Here is a 22,262-nt window from a genome sequence, read left to right as displayed (position 1 = left end):
ACATGGCAAAAAATAAAAAATTATACGAATATCTTTCTCAGCATGCGGAGACCATCAGTTCAACATGGTATGAAACAATTGAGGAGACTGATCCGAATTCCATATATGCATCAACAGACACTGCTGTCATTCACAATTTAAAGAGCCAGAATCTTGCCTTCAACTATAAAATAAACCGTATTTTTATAGATGATGAAGATGTGTACCTGCCTATACTGAAAGAATGGGCCTTTGAAGTCACACAGGATCAAGAGCATTTAAAGACTCCTATCCACTATATTATCCGGGAGTTTGTTAGAGTGAGAGATTTATATGTTTCCTATGTGAAAGAATTTGTCCATATCAATCAGGACACTGTGAAAGGCGAAGAAGCCGAAGACCTTTATCACGCCCTTATAAAAGCGTTTGATCTTGTGATTCATATTTTTATAGAAAAAATGTACAAAAACACAAGTCTTCAGCTTCAAGCCCAAAAAGATATGATTACTGAATTAAGCGCGCCGGTCATCGTGCTGTTTCACAGCGTCGGGCTGCTGCCTTTAATCGGAGATATTGATACAGTCCGCGCCAAACTGATTATGGAAAACACACTGCATCAATGTGCGGAGAAAAAGGTGACACAGCTGTATATTGATTTGTCAGGAGTAGCTGTTATTGATACGATGGTTGCCCACCAGCTGTTCAGTCTGATTGAGGCGCTTCGTTTAATCGGCGTTTCATCAACTTTGTCGGGAATCCGACCTGAAATAGCGCAAACAGCGGTTCAGCTTGGTTTGTCTTTCGAAGATATTTCCCTGAGATCCACCCTCGCTTCAGCGATTGCATCTGACTTGAAATTAAAAAAGGTATAAGGCTAAAGGCCTTATACCTTTTTGATTAATCATTCCATTGATACGTCCAATATACTTCTTCTTCAAACCATGTTGCCATAACAGGTTCATTGTTTTTCAATTTTTCTTCAAGCTCTCTGAGCATGCCTTCTGTTTGAGTGCGGTGAGCTCTTAACGCATTCATTTTAATATCAGCTACTTCTTTGATATCAAGTACGACATCTGCTTCGCCGAGAACTTCTTCTCTATTGCGTGTAATCGCCATGCAGAGCGTGCGCGGACGATCTTCTTTCTTTTTGCGGTACAATGCACGGATTACCGCTTCTCCGCATGCATCATGGTCAGGGTGCACGCCGTGTCCAGGATAAAATGTGACAATTAAACTTGGTTTTACATCATCTATGATTTCTTCCATAATATCAGCCAAATACTCATCGTCTTCAAATTCGAGCGTTTTGTCACGGAGCCCAAGCATCCGAAGGTCATTGATATCCATTTCTTTGCATGCGTTAATAAGCTCTTGTTTTCTTAATAGCGGCAACGTTTCCCGATTCGCAAAAAATGGATCGCCCATATTTCTGCCCATTTCACCTAAAGTGGCGCAGGCGTACGTAACCGGAATGTCTTTTTTTCTGTTTAAGGCAATCAGGCCTGCCACTCCATATGATTCGTCATCAGGGTGAGGCAGGATTACAAGTACATGTTCTTTCATTATTTTTCACCCTTTTCTTTAAACTGTGAACGGTTTTTCACTGATTTGCAGAGAAATAGCCAGTTTACCGCCCGGCAGGTGTCCTGCCATTAATAAACGGTTGTCTTCATCTACCGTGTATTCAGTCAAGCCTTCAGCATAAATCCAGCCGTCTTCTGTTTTTAAACCAACCCGAAAAGGGCCGTTTCCTTTAATTTTCGCCTGATGATAGGTAACTTTTGCATTGCGGATGTATGCAACAACCGTCATGTTTTTTTCATTTAAGTGCGCTGAATAAGAACCGGTTGTGGTTTCTAAATGAATATATACAGGGCGGTCCGCATATCGTTCTAAAGATGCTTGCACATCTTCTTTTATGATTGCTTTCATGATTGCTCCCCTCTTTCTTCTTTTAAATGCTCTGCGCGTTCTGTATGTAATTTGACCAGCTGATATTTCACAGCCGGTTCGAGCTGTGAATTCACAATGCGCTGGATCGCAGCAAAATATTTTTCCAGCATCGGTTTCCGGAGTCTCGGATGTGTACGTTTATCCAAGAGCTCTAGATCAATCGCCTCTGCTACCGCTTCTGCGTCATCACTAGCGAAAGATCGGTTGTTCCAAAGTGAAGCGTAGGCTTTCACTATCTCTTTATCATTGTCCATCGTCTTGCTCCTTTATGTCTTACATACATGAAATGATTATACATAATATATGGTTCAGCTGAAAAGCCAAAGGCCTCAGTGGCTTTTTGACGCCCGTTTCCACTTTATTTGTGAAAACGTAAACAAGAGCAGCGCAGCCCATATACAGCTGAATGTAAAAGCCTTCGAGCTTGAAAATGGCTCATGATAAACAAACAGCCCGATCAGCAAAGTAATGGTCGGTGCAATATATTGTAAGATACCGACTTGGTACAGCGGCAGCCGTTTCGCTCCTTCCGCAAACAATAATAGCGGCAGCGCCGTAAATACACCGGCAAAAAAGAGAAGCATCCACGCCCCCCTGCTTTCTGCACCCACGGGCTGGATATGGCCGCTCAGCAGCAAATATCCCAAAGCAATCGGCATAATCATGAATGTTTCCAGCGTTAAACCAATGGCGCTCGACAGGCTTGTTCTTTTTTTGCTTAACCCGTACAGCCCAAAGCTGAATGCAAGCAGAAGCGCAACATAAGGAATGGAGCCGTATTGGAACGCCGAGATAATAACGCCGGCCGCCGCAATCGAAACCGCCACCAATTGCAGGCGATTCAGTTTTTCCTTTAGAAATAAAATTCCAAGGAGCACTGATACAAGCGGATTAATGTAATAGCCAAGACTAGCCTCAAGCAAAAAGCCATGGTTGACAGCCCATATGTATACAAACCAGTTAATCGAAATCAGGATAGAAGCGAGAAATAATGAAAGGATGCCGCCTTTCTTTTTCAAAGAGCGCAGCTCCTGCCACCCTGTTTTCCATTGCCGCAAGAAAAAAAGCACGATACACATAAAAACAAAAGACCATATAATACGGTGAGCCAAAATATCAAGGGCCGGCAGCTGTTCGAGAAGCTTCCAATAGAGCGGAAAGAGCCCCCACATGAGAAAGGAAACGGCTGTGTAAAGAACGCCTTTTTTTGTTTCTGAGTATTGCATTTATATCCCCACCTTTCTTTAGAGTATCTTATATTATATCACGTGAAAGATCAGGCGGGCATATACTATTTTGTCCGTAAAGAAAGGGTGTGATGACGATGTTTGAGTGGAACAAGTACTTTCCTTTCCACAATCAATTTTCCAAGGAAGCATTAAAAAAAGCAGATCCAAAAGAAGTTGAAACGTATGTAAATCGTGTAATGGAAAGTGTGTTCGGCAGTGATTATGCGGCTCAATTTCCTTTCCGCGATCCTCTCCCCCAAAAAGAACAGCCCGCCAAATCTGCTAAACCTGATATAGATATATTTGAAACAACAGACCATGTGTTTGTAAAGGTGCCAATCAGCGAAAGCCAGCTGGAACAGTTGAAAATCAAACACACTTCTCACGCATTAATGATAGAAAATTTTCCGAATTTGGATCATCCGAAAAAAATAAGCCTGCCTTGTTTAGTCAAACGCAAAGGAACAAAAGCCGTCTATAAGGATGGCCTTCTGGAAGTCATGTTTCAAAAGCAGCAAGACTACAATATGTCCGAGGTAGAAATCATCCGATAAAAAACGGCCTGCACCGATGCAGGCCGTTTTTGTTAATAGAAACCGGGATATCCGCCGTATGGCACGCCGGCACCAAAACCGTACGGTGCGCCTCCGTAACCATACGGGACAGGCGGATAAGCATAGGGACGAGGTGCGTTAAACAGAGCACTCCCGAGAAAACCGCCTAATAAACCGCCGACTAAAGGAGCGCCAAACAAGAAAGGATTGCGCGCCGGATATCCGGCAGGATCTGGGTTCCCGCGATAATATGAATGATGAGGGTACATGATTTTTCCTCCTTTATATCTGCCTATACGTAAAGTATTCAACAAGGAAGAAAAACGATTGGGCTATGGACTGAATCTGGGTATTGTTACATCACAAGCCCTGCCAATAACACACAACCGAGCCCTGTTACTGAGAGAACTGTTGTAAGCAGCGTCCAGGTTTGAAAGGTTTCTTTCATGCTCAAACCGAAAAATTCCTTTACCATCCAAAATCCTGCATCATTTACATGACATGCGATGACACTTCCCGCTCCGGTTGCCAGTACCATCAATGCCGGGTTTACACTGCCTGCCTCCATAAGCGGAGCTGCCATTCCCGCAGTGGTAAGCGCAGCCACAGTAGCAGAGCCCAAACACAGGCGCAGAACCGCAGCGATGATCCATGCAACGAGCAGCGGCGACATGTTTGTTTGACTGAAAAGATCAGCAACATAATCACCGACCCCGCCGTCAATCAGAACCTGTTTAAACGCCCCTCCCCCTCCTATGATAAGCAGCATCATCGCGATTTGTGAAATCGATTCGGATAACGATTTGCTAATCTCCTTCATAGGTATTTTACGCGCATATCCCATCGTATAGAGCGCAAGCAAAAGTGAAATGAGCATTGCCGTCCCCGGAGTGCCGATAAATTCTATGATGTCTTTTTCTCTTGAATGTTCTTTGAGTAATAAAGAAAAAACAGTCGCAATGGCCATAAAGATAACTGGAAATAAAGATGTGACAACACTGATCCCAAAGCTTGGTGTTTCATCCAGCTGAAATTCTTTCCGCGGCCCTAACGCCGATAAATTTCCGCGCTTTTGATACGCACCGGGAAACCGCTTCATCGCAAATTTATTAAATAAGGGCCCGGCAATCACAGTCGTCGGAACTGCGATGATGATTCCAAAAAGCAACACTTGACCAATATGGGCGCCGTATGCGACTGAGATGGCAGTTGGCGCAGGATGCGGGGGCAAAAATCCGTGAGTGACATTTAAGGCGGCTGCCATCGGGATTCCCAGATAGAGAAAAGGCATTTTTAATTCTTTGGCAATCGCATAAACAATCGGAATCAACAGAACAAGACCCACTTCAAAAAACAGGGCTATGCCGATGATAAACGAGGCAATGACCACCGCCGCCTGTATTCGTTTCCTCCCAAATTTGTCAATCAGCGTAATGGCAATGCGATAGCCGCCCCCAGCATCTGAGACGAGCCTTCCGAGCATCGCACCAAGCCCAAACACTAAAGCTAAATGTCCGAGCTGCCCGCCTATACCCGCTTCAATTGAAAGAACGATTTTATTGATATCCATCCCAAGTCCGATGGCTACTAAAAATGAAACGACAATAAGTGAGACAAAAGTATTTAATTTTACTTTAATAATGAGAAATAACAGAATCAGCACTCCGACAGCAACGATTAAAATCGGCATGGTACCCCTCCAAATGTGTTTTAAAAATGAATTCGGCACTATTTAAGCCCAGCAAACAGAAAACGCTTTCACTAATAACTAAAAAAATGTTGGTTATATGATTGTTATATTTTGATCAACTAGTGTATTCATACTAATCTCCTAATCAATGACTGTCAATTGTTTTTATGAGTTTTTCTCAATTATCTAACGCCTATCCTATCGATTTGTTAGTTATATGTTGATTAACTTTTGGTTATATGTTATGTTTTTTATCAAGCTAGCAGCCAGTTTTCATATCTATCCATTGTCTGGAAGCAAATCGAACAATATGAAAACAGACTTCACAAGAGGAGGAATTCACATGCCATTATTACGTTTTGATGTAATTGAAGGGCGTGACGAAAAATCACTGCAATTGTTATTAGATAATGCTCACAAAGCGATGGTCGAAGCGTTTGGTGTTCCGGAAAGAGACCGTTATCAAATTGTCCATCAGCATCCGGCAAACGAGCTTATGATCCAGGATACAGGATTAGGATTTCAAAGAACTAAGGATCTGGTCATCATCAGTATAACGAGCAAAACAAGAACAGAAAGCCAAAAGGAAAAATTGTATGCCCTGCTGGCTGAAAAGCTAGAAGCAGAATGCGGTATTTCCCCAGAAGACCTAATGGTTTCCATTACCGAGAATGGTGACGCAGACTGGAGTTTCGGTCTTGGTGAGGCGCAATTTTTGAATGGAAAACTATAAAATAATGAAACATAGTAAAAAAGAGAGCCTCATCAGAAGCTCTCTTTTATAATTCTCTCATTTCTTTTTAATAAAAGCGGAAATCCCAAATTTGGTGGATAGAACCTGGATCTCCTTTTTCAAATCCAGTTTCGATGCCAATGTAATTCCAATGGAAGCTGACTGGGTTTTGGCAGTAAATATAAAATCTAGGCAGATAGAGTTCCGTTTTGACGATTTGCAAAACGAGATAAATGATGATCCCCATTTACAAGAGGTTAGCTGCTAATCATTTTTTCACAGATTGGAACATTCCCTATTTTTGTATATCCACTTCATATTCACATTACTTTGTAAACCTGTAAAAGCCATTTTGACAAATATAAAAAGTCATGTAAACGGTATGAACCACCACCCCTTACATGACTTTATTATTGAAATAAAGACTCTTTCCCGGACGCCTCTTTCCTTATTTCTCTTCTTCACACACTGTTTCACCGGGCTCGCAAAATTGATCGGCCCAAGCCTGCATCTCTTGGAATACAGCTTGAAGCGCTGTTCCTTTTTCAGTCAGCGTGTAGATGACTTTGACCGGCGTTTCAGGGAGAACCTGCCGCTGGACGATCTCGTTTTGTTCAAGCTCCTTAAGGCGTTCTGCAAGCATTTTTTGGCTGATCATCGGTATTGTTTCCGTTATCTCTTTAAACCGTTTCGGCCCATCCATTAGCACATGGATGATCAGACCGTTCCATCGTTTTCCCAGCAATGAAAAAGCGGATTCCATTTTAGGGCACATTGTATTTCCCACAAGTCTTCATCCCTTCATCTATTGATTGACATGTATTCAATGATCCATTACAATAATCTTTCAAGTTACATTTAGTAAGCTTCTAACTTTTCTATTATCATACCACGTTTATCCGAAGGAGGAAACACTATGACGAATACTCTGGATGTTTTAAAAGCACGTGCATCTGTAAAGGAATATGATACAAATGCCCCGATCTCTAAGGAAGAGCTGACTGAGCTATTGGACCTTGCCGCTAAAGCGCCTTCAGCTTGGAACCTTCAGCATTGGCATTTCACAGTATTCCACAGCGATGAATCAAAAGCGGCGCTTCTTCCTGTAGCGTATAATCAAAAACAAATCGTTGAGTCTTCTGCTGTTGTCGCTATTTTAGGCGATTTAAAGGCAAATGAAAACGGAGAAGAAGTTTACGCTGAATTGGCAAGCCAAGGCTATATTACAGATGAAATCAAACAAACATTGCTCGGCCAAATTAACGGCGCCTACCAAAGCGAACAATTCGCACGTGATTCTGCTTTCTTAAATGCTTCTTTAGCCGCTATGCAGCTTATGATTGCCGCAAAAGCAAAGGGTTATGACACTTGCGCAATCGGCGGATTTAACAAAGAGCAGTTCCAAAAGCAATTTGATATCAGTGAGCGCTATGTTCCGGTTATGCTTATTTCAATCGGAAAAGCATTGAAACCTGCCCATCAAAGCAACCGCTTATCGCTTTCAAAAGTGTCAACTTGGCTGTAAGGATATGAAAAACCTTAGTCCGAAATACGGACTAAGGTTTTTTTATACAATCGCATTTTTGTACCATTCACGAGCCTGTTCAGCTTCATGCTGCGTCAGCTGATGGCCCCCATCCTGCCAGAATACGGAGGCTGATGCCCCGCTGTCACGTAAATAGCTGTGAAGCTCTTCTGATTCTTCCTTCGTGCAGAGAGGATCGTATTTCCCGGCACCGATAAAAACTGGGAGTCCCGTCATATCAGGCAGCGTGATACCGCGAACCGGAACCATCGGATGATGCAGAATAGCCCCTTTTAAGACATCTTTATAATGGAAAAGCAGGCTTGCTGCAATATTTGCGCCGTTTGAATAACCGACTGCAATCACTCGGCCGCGGTCAAATTGATGCATTTCTGCAGCCTCGTCGATAAAATCTTTCAATTCTCTTGTCCGCTCCACGAGGTCCTTTTCATCAAAGACACCTTCACTCAGGCGTTTGAAAAATCGCGGCATTCCATTTTCAAGCACCGATCCTCTGACACCAAGCAAATGGGCATGAGGGTCTATAAACCGTCCCAATGAAAGCAGATCGTGTTCATTACCGCCTGTTCCATGCAGCAGCAGCAGTACGTTGTCAGATGTGCCTTTTTCGTAAATATGCTTCATCGTAAATTCCCCCTTTTAAAGTTCAGGCAACATGTCTGTTATTTGTTGTCTATGTTTCTCCAGCCATACAGGCAATTTTAATGAGGTCCCCAGCTCATCAAACGTTTCATCTGTCATAAAGCCCGGTTCATCTGTGGCGATTTCAAATAAGATACCGCCTTTCTCCCTGAAATAAACGGATGTAAAGTATTCTCTGTCAAGGATTTCTGACGAAGGAAGGTGGTTTTCCGCAATAATCGGCAGCCATTTCGCCTGTTCCTCTTTCGTTGTCCGAAACGCCACATGGTGGACCGTGCCATAACCTCCCACCCCTCTTTTTTCAGGGTGTAAATGTACGTCAATGACGCCCCCGATGGCCGCTGAGGATATCAGTCTGACAATCTGGTCTTCTTCAGCCGCTTTGGAGTATCCGAGACTTTCCGTTAACAATTGAATGGTCGCATGCGGGTCGTAGGAATACAGCAGCACGCCTTTCATTCCCGTAATCGCCTCATATTCTGAAATGCCGTCAGGTGTCCACTCACTTTTATCGCTTTCCTCATCCTCTATGATCGCTAATGGAAGGTCTTCTGTATCATGAAAAACAAGCGCCTTTTCACCGAATATCGTTTTTTCCTCCAGTTTCAGCCCGTTTTTCTCAAGACGTTCCTTCCAAAAAGACAAGGAGCCTTTTGGAACTGAAAAGTACACCCGGCCCGCTTGGCCTTTGCCTACCGTTCCCTGTCCGCTTCCTTGGAACGGGAAAAAGGTCATAATTGTACCGGGATCTCCATTTTGGTTCCCGAAGTAAAAATGATACGTTGCGGGATCATCGAAGTTTACTGTTTTTTTGACAAGCCGAAGCCCGAGCACTTCTGTATAAAATCGCAAGTTTTCTTGCGGATCTCTGGCGAATGCTGTGACATGGTGCAATCCTTCTGTTTTCATTTTCCCACTCCTATTTATCTCGATTTCAAGATATTTATTATTTTAAACCTTTATTAAGCAGGATGCAAACGATGTGTTTTGATTAAATAATTGAAAAAATCATTTTTTTCTAATAATTATCTTGTGATCTTATCTTACAACTGCTATTATAGTGAGCATTATCATGTTTCAGGAGGAAAGTAAATGGTTAAAAAAGCACTTATTGTTATTCTCATTCTTTTGCCATTCGCCCAACTTGCGCTATTGCCGCTTGTGAATCGAATTGAACCGATTATGTTCGGCCTTCCGTTTTTCCACCTTTGGCTGCTGTTGTGGATTATCATTACGCCGTTATGCTCGTTTGGCATTTACCAGATGCAAAAAAAAGATGGAGGGCTTGAATAATGCAAGGGAATCTCACTGCACTTCTCATTACAGCTGTTATCGTTTTAACCGTTGTCTGTATCGGATTTCTCGCCGGAAGAGACAAATCTTCACGCACCTCAGTGGAAGAATGGTCTGTCGGAGGCAGACGCTTTGGCGGCCTTCTCGTCTGGTTTTTAGTAGGCGCTGACCTCTATACGGCATATACTTTCTTAGGGTTAACCAGTACTGCTTATACGGGCGGAAGTGTTGCATTTTTCGCCATTCCTTATTCTGTATTGGCCTACTTTATCGCCTACTTCTTCCTGCCGAAACTTTGGAAAGTTGCGAAAATTCATAAATTAACGACACTTGCGGATTACGCCCGGGAACGTTTTGACAGTAAGCTTTTAGCAAGCCTTGTTGCCATCGTCGGTGTGCTGATGCTTATTCCGTACATATGCCTTCAGCTGAGCGGCATTCAAGATACCCTCCAGGTTGCCGGCACCGGATATATTAATGTAAAATTCGTTGTCATCATCTCATTTATTCTTGTTGCTCTTTACACATTCTTCAGCGGGATTAAAGGTCCTACATTTACAGCTATTATTAAAGACATTTTAGTATGGGTTATTATGCTGTTTATGGTGGTGTCCCTTCCTCTCATTCATTTTAACGGCTGGACGCCAATGATTGACACGTTAGTAAAGGAAGCGCCTCAAATGCTGACGATACCGGCTGATGGACCAAAAGGCATTCCTTGGTTTATCACAGCATCTATTGTTTCCGCTCTGGCACTTTTTATGTGGGCACATGCCGCTACAGGAGTTTTCACAGCGAAAAGCGCCGATGCAGTAAGAAAAAACAGCATGTTTTTACCGCTTTATAATATTGTTTTAATTTTGGTCATATTTCTTGGTTTTATCGCATTTCTTGTTCTGCCGGAAGATACAAATCCAAGACTGGCGCTGCTGCATTTGATTCAAACATCTTACGGCGGCGTGGCACAAGGTTTTGCATATTCCACTATCGCTCTTGCTTCATTGATTCCTTGTTCCATCATGGCAATCGGGGCATCAAACTTATTTGCAAATAACCTATATCGGGATTTGATTCATCCGAATGTGTCTCAAAGCAAGCTGACACTTGTCACACGTTCAATGGTGTTTGTTGTCATCGGCCTTGCGCTTCTGTTTGGAATGCTGTTCCCGACTGCCTTAGTGACACTCCAGTTATTAGGCGTATCCGGCATGGTGCAAATCTTCCCGGCGATTGCTGTCAGCCTATTCTGGAAAAACCAAACGAAAGAAGCGACAGTTATAGGATTATTGGTCGGTCTTGCGGTTACGTTTATTGTGTATACCACTCAATCCGCACATGGCATTTATGAAGGGTTCTGGGGATTGGCCGCCAATATCATCGCTGTGGTTATTCTCAACCCGCTGTTCGTCAAAAAAGCAGGGTCCAATCTTGTTATTGAAGGTTTATTTGGTAATAAACAAGACCAAAACCCGAATCAAAAGGGGGCATAAAAAAACCCATACGCGGCAGCCGCGTATGGGTTTTTTACATTTCTTTTTTCAGTGTTTCAATTGCTTTTTCCATTTGCGTATCATTATTTGACAGCTTCTTTTGAAGTTCCGTCATTAATTTCGTTGTTGTATCGCCAGTCAGTACGCCAGTTTCTTTCAGCTTCTCTTTTTTCTGGAACTGTTTGACCACAGATGCAAAATCCTGATCATACGTACTGTTCACTTTCACCTGATAGCCAAGCGCTTTGAACATTTGCTGAGCTACTTTGACGTTGGTGCCTGAATCACCTGACTTGTACGTTTTATCCGCATCCAAATACGGCAGTTTCGCGTAATCAGGCAGCTCTGCTTTCACTTGAGGCTTGATACCTTTTTTGTGAATCCATTCACCGTCGGCAGTCAGCCATTTGGCGACTGTCAGTTTGACGGTAGAGCCATCATCATATTCTTTTGCTGTCTGCACTGTGCCCTTGCCAAATGTCGTTTCACCGATTAATGGTATGCCTGACGATTCGTGAAGGGCAGCGGCCATAATTTCGGCGGCGCTGGCTGTGCCGTCATTCACTAAAACGACGGTCGGTTTGGTCACTGTTCGTTCTTTTTCAGCCTTCATGACTTCTTTAGAACCGTTTTTGTATTCAACCTGCATGATGTTTTTCCCTTTATCAATAAACAGGTTGCTCATTGTAATCGCTTGGTCCATTAAGCCGCCCGGGTTGCCCCTTAAGTCTAAAATATAGCCTTTGGCGCCTTTTTTCTCTAAACTGTCAATCGCACTCGTCAGCTCTTTAGCAGTTGTTTCAGAGAAAGAAGTGATTTGGATTTCGCCGATGTTGTTGTCTTTCATCTCAGAATAGACGGTCTCTACAGGAATGGTATCGCGCTTAATGGAAAGATCGATATTTCCGACTCCCGCTCTGTTCAGCTCAAGCTTCACTTTTGTGCCCTTTTTGCCGCGGATTAAAGCGACAGCTTGATTTACATTCATGCCTTTGACGCTTTTTCCGTTCACCTTAAGGATTTGGTCCCTCGGTTTGATTCCGGCTTTTTCAGCAGGTGAACCTTTAATCGGCGATACAATAAGGATTTCACCGTCTTTCTCCTCTACTTGGGCTCCGATGCCTTCAAAGGATGCGGAAATCGTCTCATCGAATGATTTTGCTTCCTCTTGATCCATATATGTGGAATACGGATCATCCAGAGATTCAATCATTCCTTTAATTGCTCCGTCTACTAATTTGTCATCATCTGTCTTTTGGTAGTAATCACTTTTGATTTGCTCATACGCTTTATTTAATTTGTCGAACTCGCTGTCTCCCATGCTTGCTGATTTCTGGCCCAGGATGCTGGAATTGCCCGTAATAAATAAAGTAAGCGCTGAAGCGACAACCGCAGTGATCAGCACAATAAAAAACAGTTTTAATTGCCGTTTCAATTAAACACCACCTTTTTCTTCTTACATTATTATCATGGACGAATTCTTATTCGTCAACTCGGAGCAGAAATGAAAGAGAAAACGCCCTTCTTTCGCTTTTCATAAACCTATGTCTTTATACGACATATGATAAAGAAAAAGGAGGATTCGATATTGAGCCGATATTTAGAAATGCTGTCCTTATTCGGTGTCGCAGGGGCGCATCCAGGCGGGCTGGCTTTTTCAAAAGCGGTCTTGCAAAAAGCTGCCCCCTCCCCAGATCAGCCGATTCTTGATGCCGGATGCGGAACAGGCCAAACAGCGGCTTACTTAGGACATTTACTGTATCCTGTAACAGTCGTTGATAAAGACCCTATCATGCTTGAGAAAGCGAAAAAAAGATTTGCAAATGAAGGGCTTGCCATCACTGCATATCAGGCAGAGCTGGAACATCTCCCGTTCTCTTCTGAGTCCTTTTCCTGCGTCCTGTCAGAATCGGTCCTCAGTTTTTCTGATTTGACGCCCTCTCTCCAAGAAATTTCAAGAGTATTGAAGCCCGGCGGGATGCTGATTGGTATTGAAGCAGCTTTAAAAAAATCGATGCCGCCTGCAGAAAAAAAGCGAATGATGGATTTCTACGGTTTTACTTGTTTACATGAAGAAACCGAGTGGCATAAAACTCTTAGGTCTTATGGTTTTCAAAAAACGGAAGCGATAACACTTCTTCCAGATGACATGGAATTTGAACCGACCACAGAAATGGATTTATCGCAAACGATCGCTCCTATCTACTACGATACGCTTCAAACACATTATGAACTCATGCAGATATATAGCGAGTTCATGGGACATTGTATCTTTGTCGCGCATAAGTAAAACGGCGTATCGCCCCCTGTTTTCGTCCAACCTTTTTATCCTATCTATCATATGCTGATAGAAAGTCAGTATAGGAGGGAAACAATATTGGAGAGATATTACCATCTTTGCAGAAACCATCAAGGTAAAGTCGTCAGAATTACAGAGAGAGGCGGAAGAGTTCACGTCGGCAGAATTACACGTGTAACAAGAGACAAAGTTTTTATAGCTCCGACCGGCGGAGGGCCAAGAGGTTTTGGTTACGGATATTGGGGCGGTTATTGGGGATACGGAGCGGCTTACGGTATTTCCCTCGGTTTAATTGCAGGAGTGGCTCTGGCTGGTTTATTCTTCTGGTAAGCATAGAATAAATGTATGAACAAATGCTAGATTCACCAAACACAATAAAGCCCGCTTATCAATTGTAAGCGGGCTTTTACTGTTAGATTTTCTTCACTTTTTCAAAGTACTCTTCTAGCGTTAAATCATTATCATGGATGACCTTTGCGGCCTTTTTGCCTACATAGCGCAGGTGCCATGGCTCATATTCGTATTTGGTGATATCTTCTTTATTTTTTGGATAGCGAATGATAAAGCCATATTTATAAGCATTGTCCTGCACCCATTTTCCGTCTGCCGTGTTGCCGAACGCTTCATTTATCTGAAAACCGTTGCTTCGGCTCGAGATGTCCATCGCAAGGCCTGTTTGGTGCTCGCTTTCACCCGGATAAGCGACCGCTTCCCTTGCCTTCTTTTCCCCTTTTAGGCTGACTTCATTGTTAAAAATGACTTGCTGTCTGTCATACGAACGGTATCCTGAAACAGCTGCCAGTTCATAGCCTTCCTTTTTCGCAGCATCGAACATCGTTTTTAATGCGTCGGCCGCTTCCTTTCTGATGTAACGTTTTTGAATCTTTTCTTCAAAAGAGAACTCTACATCAGGTATGACTAGATCACTAGGTTCATAGTTTCCGGGCAGTGCGTATTCTTTATTGACAAGCGCGAGTATGTTTTCTGGATTTTGAATGGTTTCCAGACCGTCCACTTCTTTAATATTATTGAAATATTTGCTTTCCAATGAAAACGCACTGTCCTGAGTGTTTGCTTTTTTGCTGTCAGCTGTTTTTTGTTCAGTTTGCTTTGTTTCTGCTGTGGTTTTCGTATCCTTTTGAGCATCTCCGTTTGACATGCTGCAGCCGGCTCCGACTATTGCCGTTACACTCAGAGCGGCAGCCAGTGAAAACCATTTACCGGACTTTTTCATATTACATTACCTTCCTTTTATCAATCGTTTCCGCATTCATAAAGAAGAGGCTGCCGGCACCCAGCACGCCTCTTGATTTATTTTATTGTGATACGGAATGTAAAGCCACTTCTATCATATCATGAAATGTCGTTTGACGCTCTTCCGCTGTCGTTTCTTCTCCTGTTAATACGTGATCGCTCACGGTGAGAATTGACAGCGCTTTTCTTCCGTGCTTCGCTGCTAATGTATACAATGCAGTCGTTTCCATCTCTACGCCCAGGACACCGTATTTTGCAAGCTTTTCGATTTGCGAATCGTCGTTGTAGAATTGGTCAGCTGTAAATACGCTTCCTACAGTGACCGGCACGCCTTTATCCTTTGCGGCATCATAGGCATTTTTTAAAAGCTCAAAATCTGCGCAAGGCGCAAAATCAATGCTTCCGAAAGCGACTCTGTTCATTTGTGAATCAGTTGAAGAGGTCATAGCCAAAATGACGTCTCGCACTTTGACATCTTTACGAATAGCGCCGCAAGAACCTACTCTTATTAAATTTTGCACATCGTAGCTTTGAATTAATTCATTCACATAAATTGAAATCGACGGAACGCCCATTCCCGTGCCTTGCACGGAGATTTTTTTGCCTTTATATGTACCCGTAAATCCATACATGCCTCTAACTTCATTGTAGCATTCTACATTTTCAAGATACGTTTCAGCAATAAATTTTGCTCTGAGAGGATCTCCCGGCAAAAGCACTGTGTCCGCAATCTGTCCTTTTTCAGCACCTATATGTACACTCATCTCATATCCTCCTGTAAATCTAAATTATCATCCAGTCCGTTCATTTTACAACGAATGTCATGATGAGACAAACTTCAGCATTGATTATAAAGGAATATGGCAAAAAAAGAAATGTTCCGGGACCGTTTGGGCACTTCCGGAGAAAAACGGGATAATTGAGGTGTTTATTTGAAAACCTAACCGCAGGAAGGAGGGATGGGACATGGGTAAAAAACAGCGTAACCGGATCACCGGCCAAAAAAAGAACAACCACATACCTGCAAAAGACGTGATTGCAGCTGAAGAGGCGCACGAGAAAGAGTATTCCGCTGCCAAACGCAAGCCTTAAACTGCAGAAAACTGCGGAAATCCGCAGTTTTCTTTTCATTTTGTCGTTTGTACAATCAGACGATTGATTTTCCTCCATCCGGCGGGAAGCAGTTTATAATATGTTTTCCCTTTTCTTCCTTCATCAATCAGAATCACGTCCCCTGTGGCCATAAATCTCGCATCATAATCACTTGGAACAGTGTCAAATACATTAAACAAAGAGAATGCTCTTTTCAGCACGTCTTGATGATCGCTCCCGTTCAGTTCAGTTCGATAGACGGGTCTGTAGCCCTTTTTTTCGCCAAACCGGGGTGTTTGAAATATTGTCACGTCATAGGAACAAGACTTCTTTTTAAACACGGATAACATCATCAAGATCCCCTCCCTTTTATTTCTTTAACATATTAGCGTTTTTGTCCGGTTTTCCTCTCTCTATTTTTGTCGAAACCGCTTAATCTTTTCGTCAAAACCTTTTACGAGGAAAAACAGAAGCAGGCCGAGACTAAAGCCCCCTAACACGTCGGTTACAAAATGCACACCCAGATAGACTCTGCTTATGCCGACCAAAACCGTGATCACGCCGGCTATGGTGTATACCATTTTTTTATGTTTGGACAAAAACGGGAGGTGTTTTACTAAAAAGTAGGCAACGACAGGATAGACATAGGCAGCGTTCATAGCGTGGCCGCTCGGAAAGCTGAAGGATGATTCATGAACCAGCGGTGAAAAATCAGGCCTCACTCGCTCGATCCATTCTTTTAACACTTTGTTTAACAGCCGATCTGCACCGAATACCAAAAGCATCAAAAGCCCGTCCCATGTTTTTCTGTAAAAAAACAGGCCCACTCCAATGATCAAGATAAGAGGGAACAGGAAAGAAGAAGCTCCCAGATGCGTGATCCCTGTCATGGCATCATTAAGCCATGGCTGGCGAATCAAAACAGCTGCCTTGCTTATCATTTCATCTGCAGATTGAACAGCATTTGTATGAATGACCGTAGCTAGAAAAAGAAAGAAAAGAAACAGACTAACGGGCTTGTACAACATTTTAACCACCTCGATTTTCACAGAAGTCATAGAACATGAATAATAAAACCGGAGCTGGCCGCTCCGGTTTCATGCCTCAATCATCTTCGTCCAGCTCTTCATCTATCATACATTTTTCTATCAAATAATCAAAGGTAATATCAGCAATTTCAAACAGCTCATCCTCACTCGGTATGTAGCCCCGTCTTGCAAGCTCTCTGTAAAAAAATTCAGCGATTTCTTCCGTATCAATCACAAGATCTATTTCTTTCATCTCCGTACCGCCTCCTTTTTTATGTTTTATGAAAAAACAGGCTGAATTATACCCGGTGTTCTAAACAATTCTTTCGGTCATATATATTGAATAAAAAAACAAGCCATAGGAGGCTGACTATATGATCGCTAAAATGATGGAAGCACTGGACGGAGAAAGATTTGATATCATAATGGAAAAAACGCTCAGAGGAATGACGCAAGTGATGATTTGGGGCTGTCTGCCTTATTTTTTATATGTTTTGATCCGTATGTTCATAAACTAACTGAAGTGCTCTTTTAAACTTTCCAGAACAAACATCATCATATCTTTATATTCTTCATCTTGAAACATTTCGTACAGAATTTTGTAGTCATTATAAATATCCAGAAGCTCATCAACAATTGATACAGCAAGGATGTGAAGGGTATCTTGATCTTCATCATCACCTTCAAACTGAAGAAGAGCAGACGATGCGATATCTTCGCCGATCTCTTGGGCAGTTTCTCCGACATAGTGGACAAACAAAAGCTGATGTACAAACTGGTCCATTTCATATTTTCTTAGCACCAGCGTGAGATCCTCTTCCTCCGTTTCAAGCCACTCTCCATCCTTTAAACGGGTCAGCTCATAAATGATATCTTCCCAGCCATCTTCTAAATATCTCCAAATTTCTGTTCTGTGGCCAATAATGCGAAAGAGTTCTTTTCCATAATCTTTTACATAAACGACGTCCCCAATAAGGAATTCATACTCGATATCAAGCTTTTCCATGTCGACAATGACACCCTCATAATCTTTGTAAAGCTGAATGGACGACTCAAAGTATAAGACTTCATTATGATTGACTTCATATAGATAGTGTTTATCAATTTGGTGTACTTTTGTGATGGTGCCGACTGTTCCATACATAATGACGACTACGATATCCCCTACTTGGAATTTCGGTTTATTTTGCTTCACGGTGTCTCCCCCTCGCCGCAACATTTCTCATACGCTATCGTATGCCGGGTGACGCCAATTCGCATGGGCATGAAAACCAAAGGAAATATCCAATTCTGGTATGGGTGAGGACATAAAAAAATCCGCAGTGATCTGCGGATGAAACAGCTATTATCTGCCGTGCACTTCAGCCTCGTATTGATCCCAAGCTTCATCAAACGTAGCCATCGTGTGAAGGTAATCAGCGTTCAGCTCTAAATATGAACTGATTTCATGATAATCGGTTGAGGTTTTCGGAAAGCTGTGATCCTCATACGCCTGATTGGCAAATTCACTGATGCTGTCCTTCGGCTTAGGGTGTCTGTATTTCAATAAATAGTGATAAAAGGATTTCATGGGTTTCCCCTCCTGGTGTCTGTCTTTTGTTGTTCTATTATACAGTTCAAGTGTAAAATTACAACAAAAGAATACCGAAACATCATTCAGGAGAAATCAAAATAGTTGCGTTTCAGAATCCTTTCTGTCTCCATGAGCTGTTGATACGTCAGACTTTCAGGCAGTTTTTTTGTTTGAATCAAAAGCAGCTGATCCTCAATCTCCTTAATCGTGTTTTCCTCTTGATAGGTCATTCCGCAGGAAGCACACACCATGGCGGGGGTGTCTGTCAGTTCTATGGCTCTTGTTCCGTCAGGGAGCTCCCAGTACACCGTGTTCCTGCCGGGTACTGCTTCAAGCTCGCCGCACCATTCGCATGTTTTCATGAAGAATCCCCTCCGATTTCAGCCTCTTTCTGTTTTTTCTGCTGCGCCAAAAATTTCTTTTCTTTTAGCTGGTCTCTTTTCTCACGCCGGTCTTTTAATGTTTCATGCTCGGGATTCGCTGTGTATGCCTCTCTCCTTTTGATTCTGGCTACATTTTCCGGTGTAAAAGAAACCTCTTTGTCGGCAAAAATGGCACTCAGCCCGATCGGCTCCTTTTTGTCAGCGATTTCAGGGAAAACGGACTCAAAATAGGCGTCAGCCTGGTTAGGGATATAATTCTCCGGTTCCGGATATGATGTAATGACGCCTTCAAAATTTCTTAAGATGACTTTGTCAGGGCTTTGCGACAGTACATAGTTTGGCTGCAGGGCGATTTTCCCCCCGCCGCCTGGAGCGTCAACGACAAAGGTAGGAACCGCATAGCCTGAGGTATGGCCTCTCAGCCCTTCAATGATCTCCAAACCTTTGGAAACGGGGGCTCTGAAATGTCCGATACCTTCTGACAGATCACATTGATAAATATAATACGGACGGACTCTGATTTTTACCAAGTCGTGCATGAGCTTTTTCATGATTGGAACTGAATCATTAATACCGGCTAACACGACTGCCTGATTTCCGACCGGCACTCCTGCGTTCACCAGCTTTTCACAGGCCTCAACGGATTCCTCTGTCATTTCGATGCTTGTGTTGAAATGAGTGTTCAGCCAGACCGGATGATATTTTTTCAAAATCTCGCACAGTTGATCGGTAATGCGCTGTGGAAAGACGACCGGCGCCCTTGTTCCGATTCTGATCACTTCCAGATGCGGAATACTGCGGAGCTCTTTTAAAATGTATTCTAAAATTTGATCATTGATTAGCAACCCGTCACCGCCTGAAATTAAACAATCGCGGATTTCGGGTGTTTCCCGGATATAAGCAATCGCAGCATCAAGCTGTTTTTTGGGGACTCCCATTCCGATTTGTCCGGAAAAACGCCTTCTCGTGCAGTAGCGACAGTACATGGAACATTGATTAGTGACAAGAAACAGCACACGGTCGGGATAGCGGTGCGTCAGACCGGGTACCGGTGAATCTTCATCCTCATGGAGCGGGTCTTCCAGATCGTATTTTGTTTTGTGCATTTCTTCAGAAAGCGGTACAGACTGCATGCGGATCGGGCATCTCGGATTATCGGGATCCATTAATGAAGCATAGTAAGGTGTAATATTTAGGGGGATCGTTTTGGTCGAAATTCTAACGCCTTCCTCTTCATCCTCGGTCAGATTAATGACTTTTTTTAAATCATCTACCGTTCTTACCGTATGTGTCAGCTGCCAAAGCCAATCGTTCCATTTCTCTTCCGGGACATCCTTCCATAACTCGATCCCCTTCCAATGCCGTTTCGGTTTATGCCATTTGTTTGCCAAATGAATTCCTCCTTACAGGTGCTTGCACCAAATATTCATGTTTTCAAGACCTTCGGCTATATAGCAATTGTTGATCAGTCTTCCGCCGTACTGATAGCCGGAATGGTACAATACAGCATTCATCCCAAAAGACGCAGCACGGGCGAGAGAAAATACATGAAAGATATCCTTCTCGGCCATTTCTTTTTCTAAAGCCTCGATTAAAAGGCTTGTCAGAGAACGTCCCCGATATTCCGGAAGCACAGCGCAGTCGGTTATTTCCGCATGCCCCAGCCCTGGATTGCTATCTGCGCTTGCTGCACTGATCAGACGATCATGATCAAACATGAGATAATACATCGTATTTTCATTCATCGTCTTTTCAATATAAGCAGGATCAAATACGGGGGTCGGGTACGTACGGAATACTTTTTTATACAGCATGGATAGCTGGTACATGTCGTTTGTTTCTGCTTTTCTCATCGTAAAAACGGGGATAGTTTCGCTGTGGTGGTGAGGTGCTGTGCGATATAAGGCTTCGATGGTCTCCTGTTCTTCTATATAAGAATCTGTTTGTCTCCGTTTCTCTGTGAGGTAACGGACCATGAGGCAAGCCGAGTGGCCGAGATAATAGCCCTTGAGAAAACCCTCCGGCACAAATAAGTGTTTGGCAAGCACTGCCTCATCATGCTGTTTCGTATAGACGATGATTTTTTCCGCATCCTCTTCTTTTGCCGCTGCCACGATATCAGGCAGCGCCTTCTCAATGGCTCCGTCATAACGAACTACTCTGATTCGTTTGTTAAAGTCGTCATGGTCCAAAACCGCTGTCACACCGTTACTCTTTATTGACTTGAGCATCCGCATCCTCCCCGTCTGTATGAAGCCCGCACCAATCCATAACAAAAAGTGCAATAATTTTAGCAGATTCTATCATGGCTTCAACCTCAATGTATTCGTTTGCCTGATGAGCTGTTTTTGTTTCTCCAGGCCCGAAGACGATCACTGGCGTATCTCCTGCATGGTATAAAAGCCCTCCGTCTGTTCCCCACGGCGAGGCTTCGATCATTGGCTCTGTCTGTTTCATTTTTTGATAGGCTGATTGCAGCACTGAGATTAAAGGATGGTCATCTGGTAAATCATTCGGCAGCCATTGAGCGCCGAACCATTCTACTTTAATCGGATGGCGTTTAAACCATTCGTCACGGTATTCTAAATCCCTCAGCCAGTTTTCCAATTCCATTTTTACAGCTTCAGGCTTTTCATGGGGAGCAATTCCGCATCTCCCTTCTATGACGACACGGTCTGCAACTGAAGATGGCCACGCACCGCCTGAGATGGTGCCGATATTCACCGGTACCGGTATTGGGACATTGTCATACAGCGGATCTGAAATTCTCGCATTGCGGACTTTCTCCAGCTCTTGTATGGCTGTGATCACGTGCATGCTTTTTTCAATTGCGCTCACACCTTCATAGCGTGTGCCCCCATGTGCCGCTAATCCTTTCACTGTGATCCGAAACCACATTGAGCCCTGCTGCTTTATAAAAAGTTTCATATTCGTCGGTTCCGGAATCAGCGCGCCGTCAGCACGGTAGCCTCTCATGATGGCAGACAGTGTTCCAGCGCCGCCGCACTCTTCATCTACAACACTTTGAAACAATACATCTCCCTTCAATTTGACATCGCAGGCGTGCAGGGCTTCTAAAGCAAAAAGAAGGGCTGTATTGCCTCCCTTCATATCCGTTGAGCCGCGGCCGTATATTTTACCGTTTTCTTCGACAGCTTGAAACGGTTCATACTTCCAATCCTTTACGCTTCCTTCAGGCACAACATCGATATGACCGTTTAAAATCAGCGACCGGCCCCCGCCCGCTCCCGTTTTTTTTGCAACGATGTTCGGGCTCTCATGAAAATCGGAACGGTCTGATTTAAAGTAGGGATGCTGTTTTAATTGCTTTAGGCTTGGCTCCCACACGTCTATGTCCATATGAAATTGCCGCAGTTTTTCAAGCACAACAGCTTGGGCGTTAAATTCTGAGCCTAATGTGCTTTTTTCTCCAATCAGCCTTTTGAGAAGGCGAATGGCTTTGGCCGAATGCTGATCAAGCCACTCGATTACTTTTCTCTCAATACCCTGCATCCTCATTCCCC

The 22,262-nt window shown here is 43.3% G+C and carries 31 protein-coding genes; 10 read left to right on the top strand and 21 right to left on the bottom strand.

Annotation, left to right across the window (positions count from 1 at the left end; all coding sequences use genetic code 11):
• Positions 1–2: 2 nt before the first annotated feature.
• A complete protein-coding gene (gene rsbRC / locus CVV77_RS02350; protein WP_100274538.1) occupies positions 3–851 on the top strand; it encodes an RsbT co-antagonist RsbRC in 849 nt (282 codons plus the stop codon).
• Positions 852–876: 25 nt separating this feature from the next.
• Here the strand turns inward: rsbRC and bshB2 are convergent, their stop codons facing one another.
• The 4 genes from bshB2 to rarD form a co-directional block, all read right to left on the bottom strand.
• Entirely contained in the window at positions 877–1,542 is a 666-nt protein-coding gene (gene bshB2, locus CVV77_RS02345) for a bacillithiol biosynthesis deacetylase BshB2 (protein ID WP_003220099.1), read from the bottom strand.
• A gap of 18 nt (positions 1,543–1,560) precedes the next feature.
• On the bottom strand, positions 1,561–1,911 hold the full coding sequence (locus CVV77_RS02340) for a YojF family protein (protein WP_019258663.1): 351 nt from the start codon (positions 1,909–1,911) through the stop codon (positions 1,561–1,563).
• On the bottom strand, positions 1,908–2,186 hold the full coding sequence (locus CVV77_RS02335; RefSeq protein WP_060398833.1) for a hypothetical protein: 279 nt from the start codon (positions 2,184–2,186) through the stop codon (positions 1,908–1,910). Before CVV77_RS02335 ends, CVV77_RS02340 begins: the two co-directional genes overlap by 4 nt.
• A gap of 75 nt (positions 2,187–2,261) precedes the next feature.
• Positions 2,262–3,158, bottom strand: a complete 897-nt coding sequence (gene rarD / locus CVV77_RS02330) for an EamA family transporter RarD (protein ID WP_100274537.1) — start codon at positions 3,156–3,158, stop codon at positions 2,262–2,264.
• 98 nt (positions 3,159–3,256) lie between these two features.
• Here rarD and CVV77_RS02325 point away from each other — a divergent pair, with 98 nt between their 5' ends.
• Complete coding sequence (locus CVV77_RS02325; protein ID WP_003241616.1) at positions 3,257–3,715, top strand: Hsp20/alpha crystallin family protein; 459 nt, start codon at positions 3,257–3,259, stop codon at positions 3,713–3,715.
• Between the two features lie 32 nt (positions 3,716–3,747).
• Here CVV77_RS02325 and CVV77_RS02320 read toward each other — a convergent pair whose 3' ends face one another.
• Both CVV77_RS02320 and CVV77_RS02315 read right to left on the bottom strand, forming a co-directional pair.
• A complete protein-coding gene (locus CVV77_RS02320; RefSeq protein ID WP_003241613.1) occupies positions 3,748–3,984 on the bottom strand; it encodes a hypothetical protein in 237 nt (78 codons plus the stop codon).
• 86 nt (positions 3,985–4,070) lie between these two features.
• Positions 4,071–5,405, bottom strand: a complete 1,335-nt coding sequence (locus tag CVV77_RS02315) for a gluconate:H+ symporter (protein WP_084991918.1) — start codon at positions 5,403–5,405, stop codon at positions 4,071–4,073.
• A 343-nt stretch (positions 5,406–5,748) separates the two neighbouring features.
• Between CVV77_RS02315 and CVV77_RS02310 the strand changes: the two genes are divergently transcribed.
• Positions 5,749–6,138 (top strand): tautomerase family protein, encoded by a 390-nt coding sequence (locus CVV77_RS02310; protein WP_100274536.1) that lies wholly within the window; start codon positions 5,749–5,751, stop codon positions 6,136–6,138.
• 448 nt (positions 6,139–6,586) lie between these two features.
• On the opposite strand, the gene yodB is transcribed toward CVV77_RS02310, so the two are convergent.
• Complete coding sequence (gene yodB, locus CVV77_RS02300; RefSeq protein WP_019258668.1) at positions 6,587–6,925, bottom strand: transcriptional regulator YodB; 339 nt, start codon at positions 6,923–6,925, stop codon at positions 6,587–6,589.
• Between the two features lie 129 nt (positions 6,926–7,054).
• Here yodB and CVV77_RS02295 point away from each other — a divergent pair, with 129 nt between their 5' ends.
• Positions 7,055–7,663, top strand: a complete 609-nt coding sequence (locus tag CVV77_RS02295) for a nitroreductase family protein (RefSeq protein WP_003241606.1) — start codon at positions 7,055–7,057, stop codon at positions 7,661–7,663.
• Positions 7,664–7,705: 42 nt separating this feature from the next.
• Here CVV77_RS02295 and CVV77_RS02290 read toward each other — a convergent pair whose 3' ends face one another.
• Together CVV77_RS02290 and CVV77_RS02285 are read right to left on the bottom strand one after the other, a co-directional pair.
• Positions 7,706–8,308: an alpha/beta hydrolase gene (locus tag CVV77_RS02290; protein ID WP_100274535.1), complete on the bottom strand. Its 603-nt coding sequence runs from the start codon at positions 8,306–8,308 to the stop codon at positions 7,706–7,708.
• A gap of 15 nt (positions 8,309–8,323) precedes the next feature.
• Positions 8,324–9,235: a ring-cleaving dioxygenase gene (locus CVV77_RS02285; protein ID WP_100274534.1), complete on the bottom strand. Its 912-nt coding sequence runs from the start codon at positions 9,233–9,235 to the stop codon at positions 8,324–8,326.
• 183 nt (positions 9,236–9,418) lie between these two features.
• Between CVV77_RS02285 and CVV77_RS02280 the strand changes: the two genes are divergently transcribed.
• Together CVV77_RS02280 and CVV77_RS02275 are read left to right on the top strand one after the other, a co-directional pair.
• Positions 9,419–9,619, top strand: coding sequence for a DUF3311 domain-containing protein (locus CVV77_RS02280; protein ID WP_003241600.1), 201 nt, complete (start codon positions 9,419–9,421; stop codon positions 9,617–9,619).
• Complete coding sequence (locus tag CVV77_RS02275; RefSeq protein WP_088110745.1) at positions 9,619–11,109, top strand: sodium:solute symporter family protein; 1,491 nt, start codon at positions 9,619–9,621, stop codon at positions 11,107–11,109. The genes CVV77_RS02280 and CVV77_RS02275 overlap by 1 nt, the downstream gene beginning before the upstream one ends.
• Before the next feature lie 34 nt (positions 11,110–11,143).
• Here CVV77_RS02275 and ctpA read toward each other — a convergent pair whose 3' ends face one another.
• Positions 11,144–12,544, bottom strand: a complete 1,401-nt coding sequence (gene ctpA, locus CVV77_RS02270; RefSeq protein ID WP_003241597.1) for a carboxy-terminal processing protease CtpA — start codon at positions 12,542–12,544, stop codon at positions 11,144–11,146.
• 153 nt (positions 12,545–12,697) lie between these two features.
• On the opposite strand from ctpA, the gene CVV77_RS02265 reads away from it, so the two are divergent.
• Together CVV77_RS02265 and CVV77_RS02260 are read left to right on the top strand one after the other, a co-directional pair.
• Positions 12,698–13,399, top strand: coding sequence for a class I SAM-dependent methyltransferase (locus CVV77_RS02265; RefSeq protein WP_100274533.1), 702 nt, complete (start codon positions 12,698–12,700; stop codon positions 13,397–13,399).
• Positions 13,400–13,486: 87 nt separating this feature from the next.
• On the top strand, positions 13,487–13,738 hold the full coding sequence (locus CVV77_RS02260) for a hypothetical protein (protein WP_019258673.1): 252 nt from the start codon (positions 13,487–13,489) through the stop codon (positions 13,736–13,738).
• Positions 13,739–13,820: 82 nt separating this feature from the next.
• On the opposite strand, the gene ldcB is transcribed toward CVV77_RS02260, so the two are convergent.
• Together ldcB and deoD are read right to left on the bottom strand one after the other, a co-directional pair.
• Entirely contained in the window at positions 13,821–14,642 is an 822-nt protein-coding gene (gene ldcB, locus CVV77_RS02255; RefSeq protein WP_100274532.1) for an LD-carboxypeptidase LdcB, read from the bottom strand.
• A gap of 82 nt (positions 14,643–14,724) precedes the next feature.
• Positions 14,725–15,426 (bottom strand): purine-nucleoside phosphorylase, encoded by a 702-nt coding sequence (deoD, locus tag CVV77_RS02250; RefSeq protein WP_003241589.1) that lies wholly within the window; start codon positions 15,424–15,426, stop codon positions 14,725–14,727.
• Between the two features lie 202 nt (positions 15,427–15,628).
• On the opposite strand from deoD, the gene CVV77_RS02245 reads away from it, so the two are divergent.
• Positions 15,629–15,754, top strand: coding sequence for a hypothetical protein (locus tag CVV77_RS02245; RefSeq protein ID WP_003241588.1), 126 nt, complete (start codon positions 15,629–15,631; stop codon positions 15,752–15,754).
• Between the two features lie 35 nt (positions 15,755–15,789).
• Here the strand turns inward: CVV77_RS02245 and yodL are convergent, their stop codons facing one another.
• The 3 genes from yodL to CVV77_RS02230 all read right to left on the bottom strand — a co-directional run bounded on the left by yodL (position 15,790) and on the right by CVV77_RS02230 (position 17,035).
• Positions 15,790–16,107 (bottom strand): shape determination protein YodL, encoded by a 318-nt coding sequence (yodL, locus tag CVV77_RS02240; protein WP_003241586.1) that lies wholly within the window; start codon positions 16,105–16,107, stop codon positions 15,790–15,792.
• Between the two features lie 60 nt (positions 16,108–16,167).
• Entirely contained in the window at positions 16,168–16,779 is a 612-nt protein-coding gene (locus CVV77_RS02235) for a phosphatase PAP2 family protein (RefSeq protein WP_100275126.1), read from the bottom strand.
• A gap of 79 nt (positions 16,780–16,858) precedes the next feature.
• Positions 16,859–17,035 carry a YozD family protein gene (locus CVV77_RS02230; RefSeq protein WP_003241581.1) on the bottom strand — a complete coding sequence of 59 codons (177 nt, stop codon included), beginning with the start codon at positions 17,033–17,035 and terminating at the stop codon, positions 16,859–16,861.
• A 121-nt stretch (positions 17,036–17,156) separates the two neighbouring features.
• Between CVV77_RS02230 and CVV77_RS02225 the strand changes: the two genes are divergently transcribed.
• A complete protein-coding gene (locus CVV77_RS02225) occupies positions 17,157–17,300 on the top strand; it encodes a hypothetical protein (protein ID WP_084991932.1) in 144 nt (47 codons plus the stop codon).
• Here the strand turns inward: CVV77_RS02225 and CVV77_RS02220 are convergent.
• The 6 genes from CVV77_RS02220 to CVV77_RS02190 all read right to left on the bottom strand — a co-directional run bounded on the left by CVV77_RS02220 (position 17,297) and on the right by CVV77_RS02190 (position 22,257).
• A complete protein-coding gene (locus CVV77_RS02220) occupies positions 17,297–17,977 on the bottom strand; it encodes a hypothetical protein (protein WP_003241576.1) in 681 nt (226 codons plus the stop codon). The genes CVV77_RS02225 and CVV77_RS02220 overlap by 4 nt on opposite strands.
• Positions 17,978–18,127: 150 nt before the next feature.
• A complete protein-coding gene (locus CVV77_RS02210; protein ID WP_003241575.1) occupies positions 18,128–18,352 on the bottom strand; it encodes a YozE family protein in 225 nt (74 codons plus the stop codon).
• A gap of 86 nt (positions 18,353–18,438) precedes the next feature.
• On the bottom strand, positions 18,439–18,717 hold the full coding sequence (locus CVV77_RS02205; protein WP_019258677.1) for a YokU family protein: 279 nt from the start codon (positions 18,715–18,717) through the stop codon (positions 18,439–18,441).
• Positions 18,714–20,129: a lysine 2,3-aminomutase gene (gene kamA, locus CVV77_RS02200; RefSeq protein WP_100274531.1), complete on the bottom strand. Its 1,416-nt coding sequence runs from the start codon at positions 20,127–20,129 to the stop codon at positions 18,714–18,716. Before kamA ends, CVV77_RS02205 begins: the two co-directional genes overlap by 4 nt.
• Positions 20,130–20,141: 12 nt before the next feature.
• Complete coding sequence (gene ablB, locus CVV77_RS02195; protein WP_100274530.1) at positions 20,142–20,969, bottom strand: putative beta-lysine N-acetyltransferase; 828 nt, start codon at positions 20,967–20,969, stop codon at positions 20,142–20,144.
• On the bottom strand, positions 20,947–22,257 hold the full coding sequence (locus CVV77_RS02190; protein ID WP_100274529.1) for a peptidase: 1,311 nt from the start codon (positions 22,255–22,257) through the stop codon (positions 20,947–20,949). Before CVV77_RS02190 ends, ablB begins: the two co-directional genes overlap by 23 nt.
• Between the last annotated feature and the right edge of the window lie 5 nt (positions 22,258–22,262).

Source organism: Bacillus sp. SN1 (assembly GCF_002796895.1).
Classification (GTDB): Bacteria; Bacillota; Bacilli; order Bacillales; family Bacillaceae; genus Bacillus; species Bacillus inaquosorum.
The sequence above is the reverse complement of the archived record's forward strand: the minus strand, read 5'-3'. Positions and strand labels throughout refer to the sequence as shown.